Source organism: Rhodococcus sp. DN22 (assembly GCF_036669995.1).
GTDB classification, from domain to species: Bacteria; Actinomycetota; Actinomycetes; order Mycobacteriales; family Mycobacteriaceae; genus Rhodococcus_F; species Rhodococcus_F erythropolis.
Genome location: NZ_CP133326.1, coordinates 1638380 through 1662097 on the forward strand (window position 1 = coordinate 1638380; position 23718 = coordinate 1662097).

The window sequence follows — 23718 nt, forward strand, 5'->3', positions numbered from 1 at the left end:
TGTTGACGTGGACGAGGGCACTTGGACGCGTGGCCGCGCATGGGCTCTGTCGATTGCATTGGTTGCCTTGCCGTACTACCGCGACACGAACGAGCAGATCACGGACTGGGCGAAACATGCGATTGCCCAGGTCATTGACGACATCCGCACTGAACCCTGAGACCACTTGCGCCGTCTCCGTTCTCGCAACGATCCTTGGAACTCGAGCAGAGAAGGTTTACGGCCTTTGTCCACGGCGTTCGGCGACCGATCAGCCGATCGCGCTCAGGTCTCCGTACACCGTCCGGCCCTCCAGGGTGGTGGCGAGCACCTTGATGTCGGCCAACTCGGTCGGCTCGACATCGAGGGGATTCGCCGACAGGACAACAAGATCCGCGTAGGCGCCGGGGAAGATGGACCCGATGTGATCTTCGCTGAATAGCTGCCAAGCGGCGTTGACCGTGTGGGCGCGAACGGCGGCGTCCACGGGGATCCGCTCCTGGGGCGCGACGACGCGGCCGCTGGGCGAAAGCCTGGTGACGGCGTCCTGCATGTTCCGTAGCGGATTGGCGGGGGTAACGGGTCCGTCGTTGTGGAAGGTGAACCGCTGGCCGGCCGCGAGTGCAGATCCTGCTGCGGCCCAAACCGATCCGTATTCGGGGCCGAACAGGTCATCCACCAGAACGTCACCCCAGTAGTGCAGGTGGTCGATGAAGATGCTGACCGTGACGCCCAGTTCCGCTGCGCGGACGAACTGATCCGGACGCATCGCGCCGACGTGTTCGAGACGCAACCGGTGATCGGCCCGGGGGTGCTCCTTCAGAAGTTGCTCCCACGCATCGAGAACCATGGTGATTGCGTCGTCACCGTGGGCGTGGCACGCCATCTGCCACCCTTTGGCGAAGTAGGCGGAACTGATGTCGTGGATCTGTTCGCCGGTATAGTTGGCGTGCCCGTGCGTGCAGGCGATCCCGAGCGCGCGGGTGGCTTCGGTATCGAGATACGGGAAGCTGGTGGCGATGTTACCGACCCACGGTGAACCGTCGGACCAGACCTTGATGCCGATCTGGCGCACCAGGTCGTTTCCGTCGCCCGGTGACGCCTCGGTAGTGCGCGCGTCGTTGGACATCTCGTAGAGCCGCAGGCGGGTGGTGAGCAGTCCGGCGTCGGCTATCGCTGCCAGGGCGGGCCGCATCTTTGGGTCGAACGACAATTCGGCGATGGTGGTGATTCCCGCGGCGTTCAGCCGGGCGCATTCGGCCGCCACCAGTGCGGGGAAGTCGTCACCGATGGTGACTGCGTGGCCCGCGACTGCGAATACCGCGGGCATTTCGTACGCGGATCCGTCGAGTGCGCCCGTCGCGTCGTGGCCGTACGATCCGCCGATCGGATCGGGGGTATCGCGGGTGATGCCGGCTTGCACTGCTGCCGCCGTGTTGAAATACGCGACGTGTCCCGAGTTGTGCATGATCACGAGGGGGTACTCCGGCGCTACGGAGTCCAGCCAGTCGATGGTCGGATCGGGTAGGCCCTTCTGCAGCAACGGGTCCCAACCGTTCAAAGAAGCGCCGGCAGCACCTCGCGAACGAACCGTGTCGACGACGGCAGCAACTACGGCATCCGCCTCGGCGATCGTGACAGGCCGAATGTCGACGACGTCAGGCCCGAGAACGATGGCTTCTTCCAGGGGGTGACCGTGCGGTTCGATGAACCCCGGCAGAACAGCGGCACCTCCGACGTCGACGACGCGGGTATCCGGCCCCACCAGTTTCTCGACGTCCGTGCGCGCGCCGACGGCCGTGATCCGGCCGCCCGTCACGGCGAGCGCCTGGGCGCGCGGTGCTTCCTCGTGCATGGTCACGATGTCGCCGTACAGAACCAGATCAACAGCCATGGTCAGTCCTTATCGGTTGTCCGCGTACGCCTGTAGGTGTGCCACCTGCTCGGGATCGAGTGAGGGACGTACCTTCTCACGGGCGGTTGCCACGTCCGCGGCCGTCACGTCGGCCGCGTCCATGCTCCGACGCATGGCGGCGAGTGCAGCCTCACGCAGTAGAGCCGAGCAGTCTGCTGCCGAGTATCCCTCGAGATCGACGGCCAGAATGTCCAAATCGACATCTTCGGCGAGCGGTACCGACTTGCCGGAAGCACGCAGAATCGCTTTGCGAGCCTCCGCATCCGGCGGCGGTACGAATACGAGACGTTCGAGTCTGCCGGGGCGCAGGAGGGCAGGGTCGATCAGATCCGGTCGATTGGTTGCGCCCAACACCACGACGTCGCGTAGCGGTTCGACGCCGTCGAGTTCGGTCAACAACGCGGCTACGACGCGATCCGACACCCCGGAGTCGGAACTTTGACCACGACGCGGGGCAAGGGCGTCGATTTCGTCGAGGAAGATCAACGAGGGCGCCGAATCGCGTGCGCGCTGGAACAACTCGCGTACGGCCTTTTCGGAGGCGCCGACCCACTTGTCCATCAGCTCAGCCCCTTTGACGGCGTGGACGCTGAGGTGACCCGAGCTGGCAAGGGCACGAACGAGATACGTCTTACCGCAGCCGGGAGGGCCGTAGAGGAGCACACCGCGAGGCGGGTCGACACCGAGGCGTGCGAAGGAGTCGGGGTGCTGCAGCGGCCACAACACCGCTTCGGTGAGGGCCTGTTTGGTTTCGACCATGTCGCCGACGTCGTCGAGGGTGACGCTGCCGATCGACAGTTCTTCGGTGCTCGAACGAGACAGTGGCCGAATCACTTCGAGGGCACCGACAAGATCTTCCTGCGTGATCTCCGGAGAATCACCGGATTTGGACGCCCGCGTAGCCGCTCGCAATGCAGCTTCACGGCAGAGCGCCGCGAGGTCGGCGACCACGAATCCGGGTGCGCGCGAGGCGATGGCGTCGAGTTCGAGGGTTCCGGTGGGCACTCGGCGGAGCAGGAGTTCGAGCAACGCCTTGCGAGTTGCGCCGTCCGGCAGGGTAAGTGCGAGTTCTCGATCGCAGAGATCCTGGCCGCGAAGGCGCGCGTCGACGGTCTCCGGATGGGCGGAGGTCGCGACGAATGCCACGCCCGGGGTTGCGACGGCGCTGCGCAGTTGTTCGAGGATCAGTGCGGACACCGGTTCCGCGGTGGCCGGAAGCAGAGCGTCGATGTCACTGATCAGCAGTACACCACCGCCGCGCACGGCAGCAACGGCGTCGACGATTCGCTGCAGGCGGGTATTCGCCTCGGTGGCACCGACTCCCGGACCGTCGAGTTCGACCAGTTTGCGCGAGGACAGGACCGAGCGGGCCAACGTGGCTTTGCCCACGCCGGCGGGGCCCGTGATGAGGACGCCGAGGTGCGGTGAGGCGCCGAGCGTACGGAGCAGTTCTGGTTCGTCGAGTGCCAGGCCGAGCCACTCGGTCAGCTTGGCTGCCTGCGCCTGCGCGCCGACGAGGTGATCCAGCGGAACCGACGGTGCAGGCTCGATTGCGACGGCGGCCGGACTGGAAACAAGCGCACTCGGTGTCAGTGTGCCCGCCGAGCCGGAACCCCAGTTGACCGCCGAATTCGGCTGGACGCTGACCGGACCACCGGCAGGTTCGACGGCCGTGACGGTGAGCAGTTCGGATGTCCACGCGACGCCGAAGGTACGGGAAAGCGCTTGGGTGGCTTCGGAAGTGCTCGTACCCGGACCGAGATCGCGGGGGAGGAGCGAGACCGTGTCGCCGACGCTGACGACCTTGCCCAGAAGGGCTTGTCGCAGAACCGTCGAGCTGATCGAATTTGTCGCCATGGACGAGCCGGTGACGGAGACGGATCGCGCTCCGTACACCGTCACCGGACCGACCACGACGGAAGAGTTCTCGGTCAGGCCGACGTTCGACATGGTGACGTCGTCGAGAAGGATCGTGCCTGCCGGGGTTCCGGTGGGCGCACGGCCCGCGACGGTCGCGGTGCCGCGGGCTCCCATGAGTGCGATGGCATCCCATTCGCGGATGCCCAACGCCGCCAACGCTTCGGGGTGCAAGCGCACTACCCCGCGGCGTAGGTCGGCGGCAGAGGTGTTGAGTCGAACGGTGAGGGCGAGTTCCGGCGAAGTCACCTCTCGAGAGTACGTCGTGGACTAGCGGGGTCGCCGCAATCCGAGACGAGCGGCCGAGCGGCGGCCACCGACGTTGGGTTGGCGTCGGATCGCGCGGCGTTCGGAAGGCTTGATGTCCCAGGTTTCGGGACGTGCTGCCACCCACCGCTTCGAGTGCACGGCAAACGGGATGTGCACCAGGTAGATCGCGATGAGAACGATCAGCAGGATGTACGGGTAGGTGATGAGTGCGGCCGCAGCCAACGTCACCAGGACGAGCAGGCCGGCCGCCATGTGCGGCGGCACGGATACCGACTTCATCGCCAGCGTCGGGATGCGGCTGACGATCAGTGCAGCCGAGAAGAGCGTCCACACGATGACGACGAAGTGCGAAGACCACCAGCCGTCACCCCACTGAGCCGTCGCGGCCAGGGGAGTGAGGGCGATGAGTGCGCCGGCCGGAGCCGGAACGCCGACGAAGTACTCACGTGCATACGCGGGGACGTCGTCGTCGTCGAGCAGAGTGTTGAAACGTGCGAGTCGCAACACGATGCTGACCGCGTAGATCAACGCGATGATCCAGCCGATGCTGGTGCCGTCCAGCAAGGTCACGTACAGGACCAGGGCCGGGGCGACGCCGAAGGAGATGGAGTCGGCCAGTGAGTCGAGTTCGGCGCCGATCTTGCTGGTGGCGTCGAGCAGTCGCGCGATGCGGCCGTCGAGTGAATCGAGGACGGCAGCGGCGCCGATCATCGCGAGCGAGGTACCGGGTTGTCCGTCGAGAGCGAATTTGACGGCGGACAGCCCGGCGCACAGCGCCAGGATGGTGATGACGGACGGCAGCAACCGCACCGCCTGGGTGCGTTTGGGCATCTTCGCGCCGGGTTGGGCTGCTCCCGGCTTCTTCACGGCTGACTTCATCTTCGGCGTCTTCACGGCAGTTGCGCGATAACTGTTTCAGCACCGATCGTGCGTTGTCCCGGCTCGACCAGGAGTGTGGTTCCGGCGGGGAAATAGGTGTCGACGCGTGAGCCGAAACGGATCAGTCCGTACGTGTCGCCGATCGGCAGGACGTCACCGACACCGGCGTAGCAGACGATGCGGCGCGCGAGCAGTCCCGCGATCTGGACAACCGCAACGTCGTGACCATCGGCGGTTTCGATCAGCATGCTGTTGCGCTCGTTGACCTCGCTGGCGTCGGCGAGATCTGCGGAGAGGAACTTGCCTGCCTGGTGAACGACCTCTTTGACCGTTCCACCGACAGGGCTGCGCTGGACATGCACGTCGAGAACCGAGAGGAAGATGCTGACGCGCGGGCGCGGCTCGCTTCCGAGATTGAGCTCGGCGGGCGGAACGGCGTTGTCGACCAACGCCACCTCGCCGTCGGCGGGCGCGACGACGACGCCGATGCGGTTCGGCGGCACCCGGTGCGGGTGACGGAAGAACGTGGCGCATGCGGCGGCGGTGGTCAGACCGGCTCGGCGCACCCACTTACGGTTGCGGCCCAGAGCTGCAACTCCCAGCGGGGCCAGCACGAACGGCAGGCCGGCGGGATGAAGTGGCGGAATCGCATGGCGAACCAGATCGACGATATGTCCGATCCCGGTGGGTTGCGGGGTTCCGGGGGGTGTGGGTCGGCGTGCCACAGGCTCCTCTAACTACTCGGTAGGTCTTCTGCTGGTCGCACTGACAGTACGGGGTGGTAGAGCATCCATAGATTACGTGAATGCCTTCTCTCCTACGGGCTGTAGTGGCATCAAGTACGAGTAGTACCCGACACAGTCGCCCGTGCGTATCGCCAGCGGGAGGGTCGCGCCGCTTACTCGGATCACCAGTTGCCGCCCCGGTTGGGCTGCGGCGGCGTCGCGCAGTCGCTGCCGGTCGACCAGTACGCGGAACCTCTCACGGGGATCCATTCCACCCGGATCCACCCGGGCACCACCGTCTTCGCCGATGCTGACGACGGCTCCGTGTCCGGTGCCGTTGAGCAGGGCGGCAAGTTGGTCGCCGCTCAGTTCGACCGCGTCGTGGTGCTCGCGCAGGATTCGGTGATCGGGGAACTCGCCGTCCTCGATCAGCGGGCTGGACACCTCACCTCCCGGATACGACGCAGTCACCGTGCGCGCGGAGAAAGTCAGCGTCACGACGCCGGCGACATCGCGCAACAATCGCGCGAAGGCCACGGGAACGACAGCGGACACCGTCAGAGCAGAGTGAACTTTCACCTCTGCGACCGCGAGCCGGAACTGATCAGTGGTGACAAACGCAGCGACGCCGTCGTGAATGTCGAGGTGGACGCCGCGAAGTATCGGGAACTCCGATTCCTCGTTCACGGCGAACAGCACGGCGTCGAGTGCGCGTCGTAGATCCCACGAGTCGATGTCCACGCCGCCGGAGGCAGGTAGCGAATCGATCAGCCGGTGAATTCGCCCCAGTTCGGCGCGGGCGTCGGCGAGACCGTCCTCGAGGTTGCGCAGATGGGCGTCCAGGCACGAATGCGGTTCCGGCCCGGTCAGGACGGCCATCATGTCGCGGATCGGAACACCGACGCGTCGCATACCGGCGATCATGCGGGCGTCGCGGAGCTGATCGTCGGTGTACCAGCGGTAACCGGTGTGCGGATCGACGGAATGCGGGACGAGCACGCCTTCCTTGTCGTAGAACCGCAGAGCGCTGATCGGGAGCGCCGACGCCCGGGACATCTCGCCGATCGTCAAGAGGGCGGAACTAGTGGTCACGGATCAATTCTGCCCGCAGTCGCTCGATAGCGCCCCTGATCATCCGGCCGTAACCGTCGTCGGCGAGTGTGCCGACCGACGCCTCGGCCTTCGTCAGATGCTCGACGGCCTCGGTGTCGCGTCCGAGTTTGCGGTAGTCGGCAGCCAGGTTGAGGTGCAGCGATGGATAGAAACCGGCGACCTGCAGCGATGCGTGGTGTTCCTGGGCTCGCGCGTCGGTCAACGAATCGGCAGCGTCGAGGGCGCGCAGGTCCCAGCAGAGCTCCTGAGCCGGATCGTCTTGAACGTCGGCCATGTAGTGGGCGAGGGAGACGATGTGGAGCGCATCGGGGGCGGCGCTGATCTCTTCCCACATCTTCTCGAACGCAGAGCGAGCCCCGGCTCGATCGCCGGAGCTCGCCAATTCTTGTGCCTGCGCTATCTGTGTCATCACGGGATCCATGGAACGGATCCTGATGCCTCGACCAGGTCGAGGGTCAAGCAGAGGTGCGTGCAGCCGCCTCGGCCTCGCTCTTCACACGCTTCAATGTGGCATTCATGCCTTCGACGAGCTCGACCTCGAAGTCGGCGTTTCCGCCCAGGACGGTCTTGACGAGGAACTGCGAGACCTTCGACGTTCCGGTGGGAGCCTCGCGACGCTCGGTCACTTTGGTGCCGGTAGCGGTCGGCTCGAGTTCGTAGGACCAGATCGTGCGGTTCTCCGCGATGCGGAACGCCACCGACTTGTTGGGCTCGAAGCGAACGACCTTCGACGACGTCGGCCAGACCAGCAGGCCCTTGCGGTTGACGTTGATCGTCTTGGCGCCCTCACGCACGGTCCCGCCGATTACCTTCATCACCTTGCACTGGGGGCTCCATTCGCCCATGCGCTGCAGGTCGGCGACGATTGCCCACACGTCCTGCGGTGATGCGTCGATGTCGATGCTTGCTTCGAGGGTGTTGGACACAGTCTCTCCAGTCGAGTTGATGCTACGTAAAGTTACAAACACTTTTGTCGATCGTAAGCGATCCGTCAATGGACCATGTGTGTCAGGTCACTGTACGGCCGTCCAACAGGGTCGTGCGGGAACACGCGCGGTGGTAGCGGACAATGGTTCGCGCACGTATGACGATCCATCCGACTGGAGTACCGAGAAGTGAACAGCGACGCCGCGACGCAGGATGGCCTCAAGCGAGGGCTGACAGCGCGTCATATCCGCTTCATCGCCCTCGGATCAGCCATCGGAACCGGACTGTTCTACGGCAGCGCCGAGGCCATCAAACGAGCCGGCCCGTCGGTGCTCCTGGCCTACCTGATCGGCGGTATCGCGGTCTACCTGGTGTTGCGAGCGCTCGGCGAGATGGCGGTCCGTAACCCGGTTTCCGGTTCGTTCAGCGAGTACGCGAACAAGCACCTCGGACCACTCGCCGGTTTCATGACCGGGTGGACGTACACGTTCGAGATGGTGATCGTGTGCCTTGCCGACGTCACCGCCTTCGGCCTGTACATGCAGTTCTGGTTCCCGGACGTACCGAGATGGATCTGGATTCTGGCTGTGGTCTTCTTCATCGGCGCGATAAACCTGTTGAGCGTCAAGGTGTTCGGCGAACTGGAATTCTGGTTCACGCTCGTGAAGATCACCGCCATCATCGCGATGATCGCCGGCGGCATCGCGATCATCGTGTTCGGATTCGGCGTTCACGACACCGATGCCGGAATCAGCCACCTCTGGTCGGACGGCGGGTTCTTCGCGACGGGCTTCGGCGGATTCGTCGCGTGTTTCGCGATCGTCATGTTCGCGTTCGGTGGCACCGAGATCATCGGTATCACCGCGGGCGAAGCCGAGGATCCGGCGCAGACCATCAGGAAAGCCGTCAACACGGTCCCGGTGCGCATCATTCTCTTCTACATCTGCACCCTCGCCGTCATCATGGCGATCATTCCGTGGCAGACCATCAACTCCGACAACAGCCCGTTCGTCCAGATCTTCGAGAACCTCGGATTGGGAACGGCCGCATCGATCCTCAACATCGTTGTCATCACCGCGGCCCTGTCCGCCATCAACAGCGACGTTTTCGGTGCGGGTCGCATGATGTTCGGGATGTCGCACGCCGGCCAGGCTCCACAGGTGATGAAGAGAGTCTCCGCCAACGGTGTTCCGTGGATGACCGTTGTCATCATGACCGGTGCCCTGTTGGTGGGAGTACTGCTCAACTACCTGATCCCGGACCAGGTGTTCCTCGTCATCGCCTCGCTGGCGACCTTTGCCACGATTTTCGTCTGGATCATGATCCTGCTCTCGCAGTTCCGTTCCCGCGCTCAGATGAGTGCAGACGAAACAGCGGCACTGAAGTTTCCAGTGCCGCTGTGGCCGTACGGTCAGATCTTCGCGATCGTGTTCCTGGCTTTTGTCATCGTGTTGCTCGGCGTCATCGCCGATACCCGAGTTGCCTTGCTCGTCGGTGCCGGATGGCTGGTTCTGCTGACGGGCGCGTACTACAAGTGGGTGAAACCGGCTGTCAGCGCAGCGGATCGAAGTGGCGCATGACGGTCGGCGTCTGAGCGCCGGTCATCGAGTCGGCCACCATCTTTCCGGTCAACGGACCCAGGGCGATTCCCCACATCCCGTGACCACCGGCGACGTGCACCCGCGGCGACTTCGTGGCTCCGATCAACGGCAAGCCGTCGGTAGTGCACGGTCGTGATCCCACCCATTCCTCTTCCCGCGCAGTCCAGTCGATGCCGCTGAGCATCGGCTTGGCCGCATCGATGATCGCCTGCACGCGGCGCGGATCCAGCGGCGCGTCAGGGCTGCGGAATTCCATCATTCCGGCCACTCGGAAGCGATCGTGCAACGGAGTGCATGCGACGCGCTGGGTGGGGAAATACACAGGGTTCTTGGGGAGTTGCTCGGGCTTGACACTGAAGCTGTATCCGCGTCCGGCCTGCACCAGTTTGCGCACACCGAACGGTGCTGCGAGCTTGTTCAAGCGGGCACCGCTCGAGATGACTACGGAGTCACCGTCGCGTGAATCACCGTGTGCACTGCGAACAGTGACTCCGCCGACCCGATCGTCGATCTGCGTGACGTCGAAACCGCTGACGATTTCTCCACCGCGTTCACGAACCGCGTCCGCCAACGAGTTCACGAACAACGGGGGATCGATGAAACGCTGATTGCGCAGGCGCAAACCGGCTTTCACACCCTGGCCGAGTGAAGGCTCGAGCGAGTGAATCGCGTCGTAGTCGAGGAGGTCGAAGTCGACTTCTCCGCCGGCAGCTTCGACGTGGTGGAACTCGTCCACCAAGGTCTGTCGGTCCTTCTCGGACGCAAACGCGGCGAGGAAAGGATCGGCCAGGCGCGTCAGCTCTTTGACGCCACCGTCGGCGAGTTCGTCGTACGCGCCCAAGGCTGTTCGGTTGACCTCGGTGTAGACCGACATCGCTTCCTGCCACTTCGACGGCGTGCAGTGGCGCGCGAACCCGACCAGGAACCGAATCAGCTTCAGATCGGTGGTCAGTGGCACGTACACCGGGGACGACGGGCTCAGCATCGCGCGCAAGCCGTATTGGAGCACTGCGGGTTCGGGCAGCGGAAGCGTCAATGCGGGGGCAAGCCAACCGGCGTTGCCCCAGCTCGCGTCGGCTGCGACGCCGTCGCGATCGACGACGGTGACCTCGACTCCACGTTCCTGCAAGAACCAGGCCGTCGACAATCCGACAACACCCGCACCGACCACGACCACACGATCGGGGCTCTGACGAGTTCCCATGACGCACTCCTTCTACAGACTCTGCTCGAACCGAGACGCCGGTCACATCCGGCTCTTCTCTCAAGCATGAATCGCGGGGGCGGCAAAAGGACTGGCCGTTCGGCCATCGTCGGAGCTACCTCGTTGTGGATTCGCACAACGCACCGCCGCGCCTGCTCAGCGACCGAGTTTGAACTGCAGCATCAGAATCAAGCGGGTGTCGGCGTCGGTCAGGTCGACGCCGCACATCTCCTTGCCTCGACGCAGGCGGTTGCGGAGCGTGTTGGGGTGAACATGCAGTGCGGCAGAAGAATTCGCCACGTCACCGCCGTGCTCGAGAAAGGCCTTTGCCGTCGCGACCAGATCGCTGCCGTGCTGAGAGTCGTGACGTTCGAGGCTTCCGAGTGGTGTGGAGTCGCCGAGTCCGTCGATGATGTCGGCGACGTGCAGGGCGAGAACGGAGGCCAACGTGTCCCTCATTCCCGCGACGGTTCCGCCGGACCGGCCATGACGAAGCGCTCCGAGAACATGGTCGGTGTCCGAGCGCGAAAGATGTGATTCGCTTGCAGACTTCACTGTCCGACCGACGGCCACTGCCAGGAATTCGCGACCGCGGGCGCGCGTGAGGAAGTCGGCGGACAATCGGCGAGCGTTGGTCTCGTCGGTCGCGATGACAAGGTAGATGGTCTCGGACAGTTGAGCGGCAACGGCGTCGACGGCCAGAGTGTCGAGGTACAAGCTCAAAGAGGCGACCAACCCCGCCGGCAGTGGTCCCGCAACGGTTCCGACGGCGACGACGGTGAGCGGGCCTGCCAACCGCAAGTCGTCTGCGGCGCGGAATGCGGGTTCGCCACCGCCGATCAGAGCTTGGACGCGCTGGGATTGGCGACGGCGTGTGCTGTCGACCCGGTCACGCTCCGAGGCGATTCTCTCGGCCACGACAGATACCGCGGATCGAAGTATCGATTCCTGTGTGGGCGTCGGTGTTCCGGCGAGTGCGACCCAGATCGAGCCGACGGGGTGATCGTTCTCGCGAACTGCGATGACCAGTCGCGGCGTGATCGCAGGGTCTTCGAGATCGACGTAGATGGGGTCGCTCTCTCGGTGGAGGCGATCGAATACTCCTGCATCGGAGAGTAATTGGCGGAATCGGCTGGGTACCTGCCGGCCGAGGATCGTGCCGATGCGAGCTTCGTCCACGGCCTGCTCGCCGCCGGAGTACGCGAGGACAGTCGAGTTCTCGTCCTCGATCGTGACGGGAGCGCCGAGCAATTCGGCCAGAGAACCGGCAACGGAGAAGAGGTCGTCGTCGCGCAGGTCCATGGGTGGGAGCCTACTGAGCGATCGACGGATTTCGGGTTACGACGCCTCGGCAGGACCTCGATGGCGAATATAGGCTGGTGCAATGGCCGACATCGAAGGTGTTCTGTTCGATATCGACGGAGTCCTGCTCACGTCCTGGCAGCCGATCGAGGGAGCAGGGGAAGCAGTACGCGAAGTTCGGCGGCGCGGATTGGCCTGTGGATTTCTGACCAACACAACCTCGCGCAGTTCGACGCTCATCGCGCAGGGGTTGTGCGACGCCGGTATCGAGGTCGAGGCGAGCCAGATAGTGACCGCCGCCAGGCTCACAGGGGAGTACGTGCGGGCGACGTACCCGGACGCGCGGGCGTGGGTCCTCAATCACGGTGACGTGTCTGCCGATCTCGAGGGAATCGAATTCGACGACGCCGATCCGGAGGTCGTGATTCTCGGCGGCGCCGGCCCGGAGTTCAGCCACGAGGCGCTGAGCCGAGTGCTCGAACTTCTGCTCGCCGGTGTGCCCGTCGTCGCGATGCACCGCGGGATGATGTGGGAGACCGTAGACGGCCTTCGGATCGACACCGGAACGTACTTGCCGGGCTTCGAGGAAGTGGCAGGTGTAAATATCGCCGCAGTGGGTAAACCGTCTCTCACGGGGTTCCTGACAGCCACGGAGCTGATGCATGTCGAACCTGAGGCGACGGTGATGGTCGGCGACGACCTGATCGGTGACGTCCTTTCCTCACAACGAGTCGGCTTGACCGGAGTTCTGGTGCGCACAGGCAAGTTTCGGCAAACAGTGCTCGACCTGTCGGTTCAGAAGCCTGATCATGTCATCGATTCGGTCGCGGACCTTCCGGCCCTTCTCGGGGTCGTCCTCGAGGCTTGACCAGGCGGGGGTGACGGACTTCACTCGAGCGGGTACTCTCGCGCCCGAATCCAATGAACCTGTTCCACGAAGGAGTTTTCTATGCCCTTGATCTCGTCAGTCTGGTTCCGTCGCTCATCCTCTCGAGTCAGCGGAATTTCCAGTAGTCGGTTGGGGGGCCGCCTGGCGAGAACAGGGGCTGTGATGACTGTAGGTATGGGGCTCGCCGCCGGGCTGGCGCTGACCGGTGCGGGAGCTGCTTCGGCAGCCCCCGTCACGTGTGTCTCGCCGCCGTCGGCCAATGACATCCAGGTCTCAGAGACCGCGAGCTGCGGCGCGCAGTCCGTCGGAGCCGGCCGTTCGCAGGCCGGTGCTGCCGAGAGCGGTACCGCTGTGAGCGTCGCCGCCGACAACGGCTACTCCAATTCATATGCAAACGGCTTCGGAACCGCGCTGGGGGCTTCTCGCGGTAACGGTCAGGCGCAGGCATTTGCGCTCGGCGGCGGAATCGCGCGGGCCGGGGCGGCTGACGGCAACGTCACCTTCGCCATCGCCGGTTACGGAGCGGGCGCTACGGCCGATGCCAACGGCGTCGACTGCGTCGGAGTGCTCTCGTTTGCGGTCAATTTGAGTAACGGACAGTTCTGCATCGCGGGCTGAGGCTCAACCTTGCACTCGGCACGCTCGAGTGCTAAAAATGCAGTTGGCACTCGCGAACCGTGAGTGCCAGGTCGAGGCAGTGAGACCGGGAACCATAGACACCCCCGGTCGTCCGTCGCGGGCACTGACTAGACCACAGGCGTAGATGGGTGACCAGGCAAATCGGTCGCCCGTGTAATGAGGTGACTGGTCAAACGGTCGCCTTGTGCCGATGAGGTGACCCGACGAGCGGTCACCTTGTGTGTCACCCCCTATCCGGAGGATCACTTCGCAATGGCAAAGATCATCGCGTTCGACGAAGAGGCACGTCGTGGCCTCGAGCGAGGCCTCAACGCCCTCGCCGACGCTGTCAAGGTGACGTTGGGCCCCAAGGGTCGCAACGTCGTTCTCGAAAAGAAGTGGGGCGCCCCCACGATCACCAACGATGGTGTTTCCATCGCCAAGGAGATCGAACTCGACGACCCGTACGAGAAGATCGGCGCCGAGCTCGTCAAGGAGGTCGCCAAGAAGACTGACGACGTCGCTGGCGACGGCACCACCACCGCTACCGTTCTCGCACAGGCTCTGGTCCGTGAAGGCCTGCGCAACGTCGCAGCCGGCGCGAACCCGCTCGGCCTCAAGCGCGGCATCGAGAAGGCTGTCGAGGCTGTCACAGCTCGCCTGCTCGAGACCGCCAAGGAGATCGACACCAAGGAGCAGATCGCTGCTACCGCCGGTATTTCCGCCGGCGACCCGTCCATCGGTGAGCTCATCGCCGAGGCTATGGACAAGGTCGGCAAGGAAGGCGTCATCACGGTCGAGGAGTCCAACACCTTCGGCCTGCAGCTCGAGCTCACCGAGGGCATGCGCTTCGACAAGGGCTACATCTCGGCGTACTTCGCCACCGATGCAGAGCGTCAGGAAGCCGTCCTCGAAGACGCGTACATCCTGCTCGTCAGCTCCAAGATCTCCACGGTCAAGGACCTGCTGCCCCTGCTGGAGAAGGTCATCCAGTCCGGCAAGCCGCTCCTGATCATCGCCGAGGACGTCGAGGGCGAAGCTCTCTCCACCCTCGTGGTCAACAAGATCCGTGGCACCTTCAAGTCTGTTGCCGTCAAGGCTCCCGGCTTCGGTGACCGTCGTAAGGCTCAGCTCGCCGACATCGCCATCCTCACCGGTGGCGAGGTCATCAGCGAAGAGGTCGGACTCTCCTTGGAGACCGCAGGCCTCGAGCTCCTCGGCCAGGCACGCAAGGTCGTCATCACCAAGGACGAGACCACCATCGTCGAGGGTGCCGGCGACGCCGACGCAATCGCCGGTCGTGTCAGCCAGATCCGCGCCGAGATCGAGAACAGCGACTCGGATTACGACCGTGAGAAGCTGCAGGAACGTCTGGCCAAGCTGGCCGGCGGCGTTGCAGTCATCAAGGCCGGCGCTGCTACCGAGGTCGAGCTCAAGGAGCGCAAGCACCGCATCGAAGATGCAGTGCGTAACGCAAAGGCAGCCGTCGAAGAGGGCATCGTCGCCGGCGGTGGCGTTGCACTTCTCCAGGCAGCTCCCGCACTGGACGACCTCAAGCTCGAAGGTGACGAGGCAACCGGCGCGAACATCGTTCGCGTTGCACTGTCCGCTCCGCTCAAGCAGATCGCATTCAACGCAGGCCTCGAGCCCGGCGTTGTTGCGGACAAGGTCTCCAACCTGCCCGCAGGTCACGGCCTCAACGCTGCGACCAACGAGTACGGCGACCTGCTCGCTGCAGGCATCAACGACCCGGTCAAGGTCACCCGCTCGGCACTGCAGAACGCAGCGTCCATCGCGGCTCTGTTCCTGACGACCGAAGCCGTTGTCGCTGACAAGCCCGAGAAGGCCGGAGCGCCTGCAGGCGATCCGACCGGCGGCATGGGCGGCATGGACTTCTGAGTCCATCTCCACCTAGCTCCTAGAGCCCGGCCCACCATTCGGTGGGCCGGGCTTTTGCTTGTCTGGAGACAAATGCGGGCATTTTTGTCCACTGCTGCGACGCGATCGCGGTTTCCCGTTGCACGCTCGATGCTGTGTGCGTTTACGCCCGCGCTTACGTCCGGTTGTGTCGGCGTCTTCGGACCACTGTGATGATTTCGTCCGCCACAGCGTCGAGATGGGCCATCGCGGTGGCGGCGGAGTAACGCAACACCATCCATCCGTCGAGAACGAGTGCGTTCTGACGCCGTCGATCGTTGTTGAAAGTTGCGGGGTCGGTATGGAATTCGCGCCCGTCGATCTCCACGATCACCCGGGCTCGCGTGTCGACCAGGTCGCCGAAGTAGGGTCCGACCCGAGCGTTGATCTCCAGGTGGACGTTGCGCGCAGTCAGCGCACGGGCGACTGCTCGCTCCGGTTCCGAACGAGTGAGCGGGCAACAGGTGTGGAGTTGTTCGCGTACGGCGGGGATCCCGTGCCTGCCGCGGCTCGCATCACACAGTTGGGCTATCGACTTCCACGGCACTCGGGTCGATACCGCCGCGTCGAAGAAGGCCTCGAGTTCCGGGCGTGGCAACGTGGTCGCGACGTCGATGAAGCACTGCTCGATCGGCACGATCGGTAAACCCATCCACTCATCCGACGAGACTCCTGTTCGTCGGTGAAGCCGTACCCACTGCGGACTGCCTGCTCGGACGCTGGGAGCCACGGTGGCCTCGACGAAGCGTGGTTCCTCCGGCAGGAGATCCCACAGCCAGGCCGCACTGGTATGGCTGAGGACGGCCTCGGGCTTCCACAGTGTGACCGCGACGCAACGCTCGAAGTATCCAGGTTCTTCGGTGGAGTACACCGACGGCAGGATTCGATGGAGTCGCCCTGACCGCGTGGATCGGGAGATCGAACTGCTCGAGGTGCCCTGCTCGAGCAACTGGTTTCTCGTGACAACTTCCACGTATGCACTGTGGCGGCAAGGGCCTGACGACGCGGATTCAGAAGCCACTTTGTGGATGGCCGCGTGTGTGTGGACAACCTCATGGCGTAACAGGTGTATCGAGAAGGTGGGGAACGAGAAGCTTCACCTATCCGAATGTTGAAGGATGTTTGATATTTTCCGTCCCGATTGTTCGCCTCCGCTAACCTGTGAAGTGCGGATACCTCTAGTTCTTTTGGTGGATAATTCTGTTCTGAATACCCTCAAGTACTAAGCCTTTCGGACGACGTGCATTCCGGTTGCTATTCCATTTTGCTCGATTTTCAGGCGTCTTGGACGCTAGACCTGCGAATATGGAACAGGTTTCAGATCCATCTGAAATTCTTGGGCAAAAAGCACCCAAACCGGATCCTATTGCACTACCTTGATGTCAGTCACAGCCGCGGAAAGTGGGCGCCAACCCCGGAGGATCTCGGTTACATCGTTCGACAGAGATTCTTTAATTGCTACTTGGACCGGTTCTTTGTGGGCTGCATCAAGCATTCCAATGTAAATGTTCCGTGAGTATTCGCGGCCAATCGAAAGCGTGGGATTCAATATGATCGTCATGTTCCTGCAGACAACGGCGGCATTGTTCACCGACCTGCTGGGTAACGTCTGGTCCGGTTCGCTCATGCCGGGAATCGACGGGGTCACCGGATCGTTGGTTTCGGCAATCGACCTCAGTTGACGGCACCTGCAAGTTCTTCTTCCAATGTTTCTTGATGACAGGAGTGAATGATGGATCTGGGATCGATTGCGGATGTTCTCGAGGGCGAGGCCGGGGGGTTGATCAAAAACATTCTCGGGATGGCTTTGTTTACCCCGTTTATCGCCTCGGTTGACTTCGGGTGGTTACCGAACGTCGACTGAGAAGTGAATTGCTTTACCCAGTGAACGAAATCAATCTCGAGGAGTGTGAAATACGGTGGACACAGCTAGTTTGATAGGTGCGCTCGCAAGCGTTGACGTCGGATCCCTCGTGGATCCACTGTTCTACTTGGTCAAGGTCGTTGACGGAATCTTCGTGTCGATCACCGGAAGCCTCAACATGGGCGGTGCGCTCGGTGAAGCTGCGGCGGGCAGCGTCCAATCGGTCCTCGGCTCCGTAGCCGGCCTGTAAAAGGAGAAGGAGAAAAGATGTTCGATCTCTTCCTGGACTACCTGTCCAAGATCGTCGATTTCGGATCGGTCGATCTCGTGGGCACGTTTGTGAAGTATTTCAACGCGCTGTCGTCTTCCCCCACGCCATAGAAGAACGGAATCGGTCATGCTGCAAACTTATATAACCGGAATGATCACGTGGGTATCGAACATGCTTGGTCTCACTTCCACTGGAAGCAAGATCATCAAGGATCCTCCACAAAAGCCGTGATCACTCCAGCGACTGCATCATATTGTTCGGTTGTCGAGGACAGCATCGTAGCGGAGCAGTCAGGCGAACCTGCACTTGCTTGAAACTATGGTCCCCGTAGCCCTGTGGCTTCGGGGACCATTGGTTTTGCAATCACCGGATTTACAGTCACTTTTACGCTCAGGCGAATGTGCGGGCAACCAGTCGCGATACAAGGAGTTCAATGGGCGCGTCCAACACGTCAGGCGCAAGGATGGCGCAGCTGAACCCACGCGATGCCGAATTCATCTATCACGAGGGCGCTGGTCACCTGAACCATCTGATCGCTGTGTACTTCTTCGAAACATCGTTGCACCCAAGCGCGGAATTCACGGCAGAACAGGCAGTGGCCTGGGTGACCGCACGCCTCGGATGTGATCGCATGTTCACTCAACGAGTCCAACGGACTCCGTTGGGACTCGACCATCCCTACTGGGTGACAGACCCTGACTTCGACGTGCGAAAGCACGTGTATGTCAACAAGATCGATGAAACAGGATGGGCAGCACTGCAAAAGCCGTTGAACGCGTTGTTGACGACGAAGATGGACCTGCGTCGTCCGCCGTGGGAACTGCACTTCTTCGTAGGTTTGGAGGGACTTGAAGAATTGCCGGGCCGACTGACGGCGGTGGTGCTCAAGTCTCACCACAGCGCAGCTGACGGTATCGCCATCAGGACGTTGGGCGAAACTATCTTTTCGGGCAAGGTGCAGCAGGCTGGGTCCGAACCGCCTGTGCCGTTTGTGCGAGCGAGGATATTCACCAAGTCGCTACTGGGGTTTCCCGGCCGAATATATCGCTTCGCAAGGCAGGTACCAGGCAACCGACGCGCTCAGAGAGATGCTGACGCTGCGAAGAGGGCAGGAGAATGGGTGGAGAGCCTCAACGAGAGGCCTGCAGTGCGATTCAACGGCAAGGTGAGTGGAGTGGCCTCTCTGGAACCGATGACAATGTCCGGGGAGCAGGTCCGTGCGATCAAGGATTCGGTGCCCGGTGCCACTGTCAACGACGTTCTGCTCGCCGTCGTCGGAGGTGCTCTGACGCGCTACCTCACGGAAAAGGACGAACGGCCACGAGATTCCTTGATCGCGATGGTTCCTCGCTCGGTACGCAAGGTCGAAGCGTGGGAGTCGGCGAATCAGTTGGTGGCTCTGCTGGTGGATATGCACACCCAGGTCAAGTCCCCGTTGGAGAGGTTGGCGCTCATTTCGAGTTCGGCACGGTCGGAGAAGGCGCGCACGTCCCATCCCGCGGTCAGGCGTGCCGGGGCTGCAGTCGAGACCACGCCGGCGCCGTTGATGAGATTGATGGCATATGCGCGCAAGCAGAACGATCACAGCCTCGATCGACCGCGTTACCAGCACACCATGGTGAGTAACATTCCTCTCTCGGTCGAAGGGTTGACGCTTGCCGGCGCCCCGGGCGCGGCTGTGCTTGCAGTGCAAGCGCCTATCGACGGGGACGGGCTACGGCATTTCATGGTCGCCGCAGCAGGTGGGGGACTGACCCTCAACGTCATCGCGGATACCGCGACCATGCCCGATCTCCACCATTACATCGAACTACTGCGAGCAAGTTTCGATGATTTGGCGGCGGCAGCCGCGATGCAGACTGCGGATTCACCTGACCAAGAGGTTGCCTCCTGATCGATCGGAATCGCAGGCACCTTTTCCGATTGCTGGATTTGGTGATACCCAACGATTCCGAGCAGAACCCCGAGGATCTGCATGTCAGCTCGCTACAATTCGGACATTCGTTCAGCGTCGGAATTGAGGGGCATGCATGATCTTTCGGAACTCGTTGCCAGCCGCGGTATCTCAGATGGGACCGCGAGACGCGGAGTTCGTCTACAACGAGTCCGGCGGACATCTGAGCCACATGGTCTGCGCCTACTTCTTCGACACGACGGGCCATCCGCTCGCAGAGATGACGCACGACGACGCGGTTCGGTGGATCGCCGAAAGATTCGGGTACTGGCCACTGTTCACGAGTCGCCTCCAGCGAGTTCCGCTGGATCTGGACTATCCCTATTGGGTCCCGGCCGATTTCGACGTCGATGATCACGTGCACGTCCATCGTGCCCCTGTTGCCGGGTGGGCGCCGGTTCGTGAATTGCTCGGGCGCTCGCTCGGGGAGCCGATGGACCTGTCCCGGCCGCCCTGGGAGTTGCACGTCATGACCGGCGTGCACGGGATCGACGAGCTGCCGGGCAATCTGACGCTGATCATGCTCAAGACCCACCACGGGGCCGGTGACGGTCTGGCGATCCGCGATCTGACCAACCTTCTGTTCTCCGGTCCGCCGAAGCCGGACACGAAGCGTGCCGGTTCGGGGCTTTCGTCGCTGGATTTGATCGGGCGCACGGTCGTCGGTTTACCCGGCCAGGCGATCCGCTTCGGCCGGGGTCTGTCCGTGACAAAGGTTGCGGCCGAGACGGTTCGGGAGGCGGAAGAGGCCGGAGAGCTACCTACGTACTCGGCCGACCGCTTACCGACCCGATTCAACGGCGTGCTGGGCGGAGACATCACGATCGATTTCCTGACGCTGGACGGCGCAGACATCAAAGCGATCCGAGCGGCCGTTCCGGACGTGACGGTCAATGACATCTTCCTGACCGTCGTCGCCGGTGCTCTCGACGCATACCTGTCGGAGAAGGGCGAGAAATCGGCCAGTGGGTTGGCGGCGATGGTTCCCCGATCGATGCGGAAGATAGCCGAATGGGAATCGGCCAACCAACTGGCGCTGTTGACGGTCGATCTGCACACAGACGTCGAAGATCCGGTCGAGCGGCTGACACTGATCAGGGATTCGGCGCTGAGGGCCAAAGGGCGGAGTTCACACCCAGCGGTCCGTCGTTACGGCACACGCATCGAAACCTCGCCTGCGGCTCTGCTCAGGCTCACCGGTCTCTCGCGTCGGCTCAACAAGCTGGACCCTTCGCACAAGGTCATTCAGAACACGACGATCAGCAATGTCCCGGTATCGGTCGACGGCAATGTTTTCGAAGGTGCGCCGGCGGTGGCAGTTCTCGGCGGGCAGGCGCCGGTCGACGGAGACATTCTGCGCCACTTCCTCATTGCCGCGCGTGGAGGTTCTCTGACGCTCAATGTCATCGTCTCGCAAGAGACGATGCCGGATATCGAGCACTACGTCGAATTGTTGCGGGTGGGGTTCACGACGCTTCTGCAGGCAGTTTCTGACCAAAATCGTGAGGTAGGCGAACGATAAAGAGCAACTTGCGTCGGAACTTGTGGTGAATCGACGATTTGTGTTCGGGAAATTTCTGTCGAATTCATCCTAATTAAGGTAATTGTCCGTAGTGGTGTCGAGTCGTTATCTCGCGGATTAATGTGACTGTCGACACGTCGAGTGTCTACCGCCGGACTGGTTCGATAATCGTCACCGACGGTAAAAAGAATCACCTACGCGAGGAGCTGAACATGGGTTCGTTGATGGATATTCTCGGTGGTCCGAATGGGGACGGTGCACCGATGCAGGCTTTGCTGACAATGCTGCTGGGATTGGACAATGTCGGTGCAAACCTCTTCGGTTCACTGGCTGACACCGCCGGTGGAATCTTCGGATCTCTCGACACCCTCAGCTTTACGCCGCCTGTCGTTCCCTGAGTTTTCTGATCGGCGTCATTTGCTCGTCCCAAGTGAACCACTGAACATCTAAAGGAGAACGTCATGCTTGAAGGATCTGTCATGGACGCTGCCGGCTCAGTCGGTGCGATCATCGGTCAGGGGTTGGGCAGCGTCAGTGGCCTGGCCGTCAAGGGTCTCGAGGCCCTCGCTGCGCTCAGTGGTGGAGAGTTGAAGGCCGCCAAGTAGATTGTCGATTTCGGGGCCTGCTCGTGTTGGCGCGTAGGCCCCGAAATACCTTTTTGTCGGCGCGTAATTCTCGCCATGTCAATTGCCGGAATTCTCAACCTAACGGCATGAGCATCCAGGCGGCGAGATATACCAAAGCCGCGGTTCCACCCGTGCAAATAGCGGCGATAACCGCGAGTAGACGGACAAGATTTACGTCGGCGCCGAAGTAATCTGCAATTCCGCCGCACACTCCGGCGAACATTTTCTTGTCGTTGGAACGGGTGAAGGGGCGAGGTGTGTTGCTTTCGAATGTCATGCTTCAATTCTGAAGCGAGATGGCGCCGCGCACCATCGGGGACGACCCCCATCTGCACCCTGATCTTTTGAGGCCGCCGTGTCATACCCCGGTAGTTCATCCCAGCTTCACCGAACAGTTGCTGCGGGAGACTAACTTGTCGGCGGTGACCGATTTAGCAGAACGCCGACCGTTCCTCAGCGCCTTCGCGGATCTCTCGACCGCCGTCGATCTGGCCGACACCGCCGCCTTCACCGTCGACGACAATGACGACGACGATCCGGTGCTGCTGACGTCGCCGGACGGTTTCGAGGTCGACACTTGGCGGGAGGGCTACCCGTACGAGGCACGGATGCCTCGGGACGAGTACGAAATGTCCAAGCGTCTGCTGCAGATCGAACTCCTCAAGCTGCAGAACTGGTCGAAAGAAACCGGCGCACGGCACGCCATAGTGTTCGAAGGACGCGACGCCGCCGGCAAGGGCGGAACGATCAAACGATTCATGGAGCACCTCAATCCTCGCGGCGCACGGGTCGTCGCATTGGAGAAGCCGTCGGCTCGCGAGTCGACGCAGTGGTACTTCCAGCGCTATGTGCAGCACCTTCCCGCAGCCGGGGAACTGGTGATGTTCGATCGGTCTTGGTACAACCGGGCCGGGGTCGAGCGGGTCATGGGCTTCTGCACCGACGAGGAGCACGAGCGTTTTCTGCGCCAGGTGCCGTTGTTCGAGCAGATGCTCGTCGACGACGGCATCAGCTTGATCAAGTTCTGGTTCTCGGTTTCACCGCTGGAGCAGCGCACGCGGTTCGCGATCAGACAGGTCGATCCCGTTCGGCAGTGGAAGCTTTCGCCGATGGACATCGCTTCTCTGGACAAGTGGGATGCGTACACGGCGGCGAAGGAAGAGATGATTCGGTTCACCGATACCGACACCGCTCCGTGGACCGTCATCAAGAGCAATGACAAGAAACGCGCGCGGATAAACGCGATGCGTCACGTGCTCAGTCAGTTCGATTACGACAACAAGGATTACGAGATCGTGGGTACTCCGGATCCGCTGATCGTGGGAAGCCTCGAATAGTCGGCGCGTGGGCTCTGCCCATCCGCGGCGTGGGTGGTTAGTGTGAGTTGAATGGAGACCGTACCGATCCAACTCCCTGACGGCACCGTGACCCCGATCCGTCTGTTTCCCGGACCGAACGACGACGCACCTGTGGTGGTGATGTTGCCCGGGCTCGGAGTTCCCGCCGGGTTCTACGACCCGGTGGCGCAGGCCCTGGTCGAAGCCGGCTTCAATGCGGCCATCGGTGAACTGCGTGGCCAAGGTGACAGCAAACCGCGCCCGAGCGCGTCGAGTGTTTTCGGATATCAGGAACTGGTCTCGATCGATTGTCCGGCGACGTTCGAGGTGGTGCGTGAGCGGTTCCCGGCCAGCACACCATTTCTGATGGGGCACAGCATGGGCGGCCAGATCGGGGTCATGTACGCGTCCAGGATTCGGGGCCGGCTCGGCGGACTGATCCTGGTTGCCTCCGGATCGCCGTATCACCGCGGATTCCCCGGAATCCGTGCGCCCGGACTCTATCTGGGTTCGTCCGCGATGTCGGTGACAGCCAACATCGCCGGCTTCTGGCCTGGAGACCGGGTCAACGTCGGCGGCTTCGGTCGACAGTCGAAAGTACTGATCACCGATTGGGCACGGTTCGCCAGGACCGGTCGCATGGAACCCGTCGGTGCGGATATCGACTACGAGGAGCGGATCGCTCGCCTGACCTTGCCGGTTCTGTCGATCACGATCGAAGGGGACGATCTCGCTCCACGCCGGTCGGCAAAGAACCTGGTGGACAAGCTCTCCGGGGCCCAAGTGACGATGACGCACATCGACGAACCACTCGGTCACAACGGTTGGATACGCAATCCCACCGCTGTGAGCGAGCGCGTCGTCGCGTGGTTGCGCGACCGCTGAAAG

The 23718-nt window shown here is 62.4% G+C and carries 24 protein-coding genes; 13 read left to right on the forward strand and 11 right to left on the reverse strand.

Annotation, left to right across the window (positions count from 1 at the left end; genetic code table 11):
* Positions 1–7 precede the first annotated feature (7 nt).
* Positions 8–160, forward strand: a complete 153-nt coding sequence (locus RA302_RS07570) for an aminoglycoside phosphotransferase (RefSeq protein WP_134998269.1) — start codon at positions 8–10, stop codon at positions 158–160.
* 90 nt (positions 161–250) lie between these two features.
* On the opposite strand, the gene RA302_RS07575 is transcribed toward RA302_RS07570, so the two are convergent.
* From RA302_RS07575 to RA302_RS07605, 7 genes are all read right to left on the reverse strand, one after another.
* Positions 251–1873 (reverse strand): amidohydrolase, encoded by a 1623-nt coding sequence (locus RA302_RS07575; RefSeq protein WP_338480028.1) that lies wholly within the window; start codon positions 1871–1873, stop codon positions 251–253.
* 9 nt (positions 1874–1882) lie between these two features.
* The gene (locus RA302_RS07580) at positions 1883–4060 is read right to left on the reverse strand and encodes an AAA family ATPase (protein ID WP_003941536.1); all 2178 of its coding nucleotides are present in this window, start codon (positions 4058–4060) and stop codon (positions 1883–1885) included.
* Between the two features lie 21 nt (positions 4061–4081).
* Entirely contained in the window at positions 4082–4912 is an 831-nt protein-coding gene (locus tag RA302_RS07585; RefSeq protein WP_029254795.1) for a phosphatidylcholine/phosphatidylserine synthase, read from the reverse strand.
* 59 nt (positions 4913–4971) lie between these two features.
* On the reverse strand, positions 4972–5685 hold the full coding sequence (locus tag RA302_RS07590; RefSeq protein WP_003941540.1) for a phosphatidylserine decarboxylase: 714 nt from the start codon (positions 5683–5685) through the stop codon (positions 4972–4974).
* Between the two features lie 72 nt (positions 5686–5757).
* Complete coding sequence (locus tag RA302_RS07595) at positions 5758–6777, reverse strand: MerR family transcriptional regulator (RefSeq protein WP_097387683.1); 1020 nt, start codon at positions 6775–6777, stop codon at positions 5758–5760.
* Positions 6767–7219: a hypothetical protein gene (locus RA302_RS07600; RefSeq protein ID WP_019744481.1), complete on the reverse strand. Its 453-nt coding sequence runs from the start codon at positions 7217–7219 to the stop codon at positions 6767–6769. Before RA302_RS07600 ends, RA302_RS07595 begins: the two co-directional genes overlap by 11 nt.
* Before the next feature lie 34 nt (positions 7220–7253).
* Positions 7254–7724 (reverse strand): SRPBCC family protein, encoded by a 471-nt coding sequence (locus RA302_RS07605; RefSeq protein ID WP_003941500.1) that lies wholly within the window; start codon positions 7722–7724, stop codon positions 7254–7256.
* Positions 7725–7913: 189 nt separating this feature from the next.
* Between RA302_RS07605 and RA302_RS07610 the strand changes: the two genes are divergently transcribed.
* Positions 7914–9305, forward strand: a complete 1392-nt coding sequence (locus RA302_RS07610) for an amino acid permease (RefSeq protein WP_113682330.1) — start codon at positions 7914–7916, stop codon at positions 9303–9305.
* Here the strand turns inward: RA302_RS07610 and RA302_RS07615 are convergent.
* Together RA302_RS07615 and RA302_RS07620 are read right to left on the reverse strand one after the other, a co-directional pair.
* Positions 9277–10530, reverse strand: a complete 1254-nt coding sequence (locus RA302_RS07615) for an FAD-dependent oxidoreductase (protein WP_338480035.1) — start codon at positions 10528–10530, stop codon at positions 9277–9279. The two genes, RA302_RS07610 and RA302_RS07615, sit on opposite strands and share 29 nt — an antisense overlap.
* A gap of 156 nt (positions 10531–10686) precedes the next feature.
* Positions 10687–11832 (reverse strand): PucR family transcriptional regulator, encoded by a 1146-nt coding sequence (locus RA302_RS07620; protein WP_020906710.1) that lies wholly within the window; start codon positions 11830–11832, stop codon positions 10687–10689.
* A gap of 82 nt (positions 11833–11914) precedes the next feature.
* Between RA302_RS07620 and RA302_RS07625 the strand changes: the two genes are divergently transcribed.
* From RA302_RS07625 to groL, 3 genes are all read left to right on the forward strand, one after another.
* Positions 11915–12700, forward strand: a complete 786-nt coding sequence (locus RA302_RS07625) for an HAD-IIA family hydrolase (protein WP_019744476.1) — start codon at positions 11915–11917, stop codon at positions 12698–12700.
* 81 nt (positions 12701–12781) lie between these two features.
* Complete coding sequence (locus RA302_RS07630) at positions 12782–13339, forward strand: DUF6764 family protein (protein WP_019744475.1); 558 nt, start codon at positions 12782–12784, stop codon at positions 13337–13339.
* 273 nt (positions 13340–13612) lie between these two features.
* A complete protein-coding gene (gene groL, locus RA302_RS07635) occupies positions 13613–15238 on the forward strand; it encodes a chaperonin GroEL (RefSeq protein ID WP_003941476.1) in 1626 nt (541 codons plus the stop codon).
* Between the two features lie 154 nt (positions 15239–15392).
* Here groL and RA302_RS07640 read toward each other — a convergent pair whose 3' ends face one another.
* Positions 15393–16229, reverse strand: a complete 837-nt coding sequence (locus RA302_RS07640; protein ID WP_338480040.1) for a DUF559 domain-containing protein — start codon at positions 16227–16229, stop codon at positions 15393–15395.
* Between the two features lie 565 nt (positions 16230–16794).
* Between RA302_RS07640 and RA302_RS07645 the strand changes: the two genes are divergently transcribed.
* The 6 genes from RA302_RS07645 to RA302_RS07670 all read left to right on the forward strand — a co-directional run bounded on the left by RA302_RS07645 (position 16795) and on the right by RA302_RS07670 (position 21472).
* Positions 16795–16938, forward strand: a complete 144-nt coding sequence (locus RA302_RS07645) for a hypothetical protein (RefSeq protein ID WP_153212751.1) — start codon at positions 16795–16797, stop codon at positions 16936–16938.
* 237 nt (positions 16939–17175) lie between these two features.
* Complete coding sequence (locus RA302_RS07650; RefSeq protein WP_031331808.1) at positions 17176–17370, forward strand: hypothetical protein; 195 nt, start codon at positions 17176–17178, stop codon at positions 17368–17370.
* 454 nt (positions 17371–17824) lie between these two features.
* Positions 17825–19285, forward strand: coding sequence for a wax ester/triacylglycerol synthase domain-containing protein (locus tag RA302_RS07655; RefSeq protein ID WP_338480042.1), 1461 nt, complete (start codon positions 17825–17827; stop codon positions 19283–19285).
* Between the two features lie 136 nt (positions 19286–19421).
* A complete protein-coding gene (locus RA302_RS07660) occupies positions 19422–20867 on the forward strand; it encodes a wax ester/triacylglycerol synthase domain-containing protein (RefSeq protein WP_338480044.1) in 1446 nt (481 codons plus the stop codon).
* 122 nt (positions 20868–20989) lie between these two features.
* A complete protein-coding gene (locus tag RA302_RS07665; RefSeq protein ID WP_003941513.1) occupies positions 20990–21265 on the forward strand; it encodes a hypothetical protein in 276 nt (91 codons plus the stop codon).
* Between the two features lie 63 nt (positions 21266–21328).
* Positions 21329–21472 (forward strand): hypothetical protein, encoded by a 144-nt coding sequence (locus tag RA302_RS07670; RefSeq protein WP_003941503.1) that lies wholly within the window; start codon positions 21329–21331, stop codon positions 21470–21472.
* A gap of 94 nt (positions 21473–21566) precedes the next feature.
* Here the strand turns inward: RA302_RS07670 and RA302_RS07675 are convergent, their stop codons facing one another.
* A complete protein-coding gene (locus RA302_RS07675; protein WP_003941534.1) occupies positions 21567–21770 on the reverse strand; it encodes a PspC domain-containing protein in 204 nt (67 codons plus the stop codon).
* A 145-nt stretch (positions 21771–21915) separates the two neighbouring features.
* Here RA302_RS07675 and ppk2 point away from each other — a divergent pair, with 145 nt between their 5' ends.
* The gene (gene ppk2, locus RA302_RS07680) at positions 21916–22830 is read left to right on the forward strand and encodes a polyphosphate kinase 2 (RefSeq protein ID WP_037129644.1); all 915 of its coding nucleotides are present in this window, start codon (positions 21916–21918) and stop codon (positions 22828–22830) included.
* 51 nt (positions 22831–22881) lie between these two features.
* Positions 22882–23715, forward strand: a complete 834-nt coding sequence (locus tag RA302_RS07685; protein ID WP_020906717.1) for an alpha/beta fold hydrolase — start codon at positions 22882–22884, stop codon at positions 23713–23715.
* Positions 23716–23718: the final 3 nt, after the last annotated feature.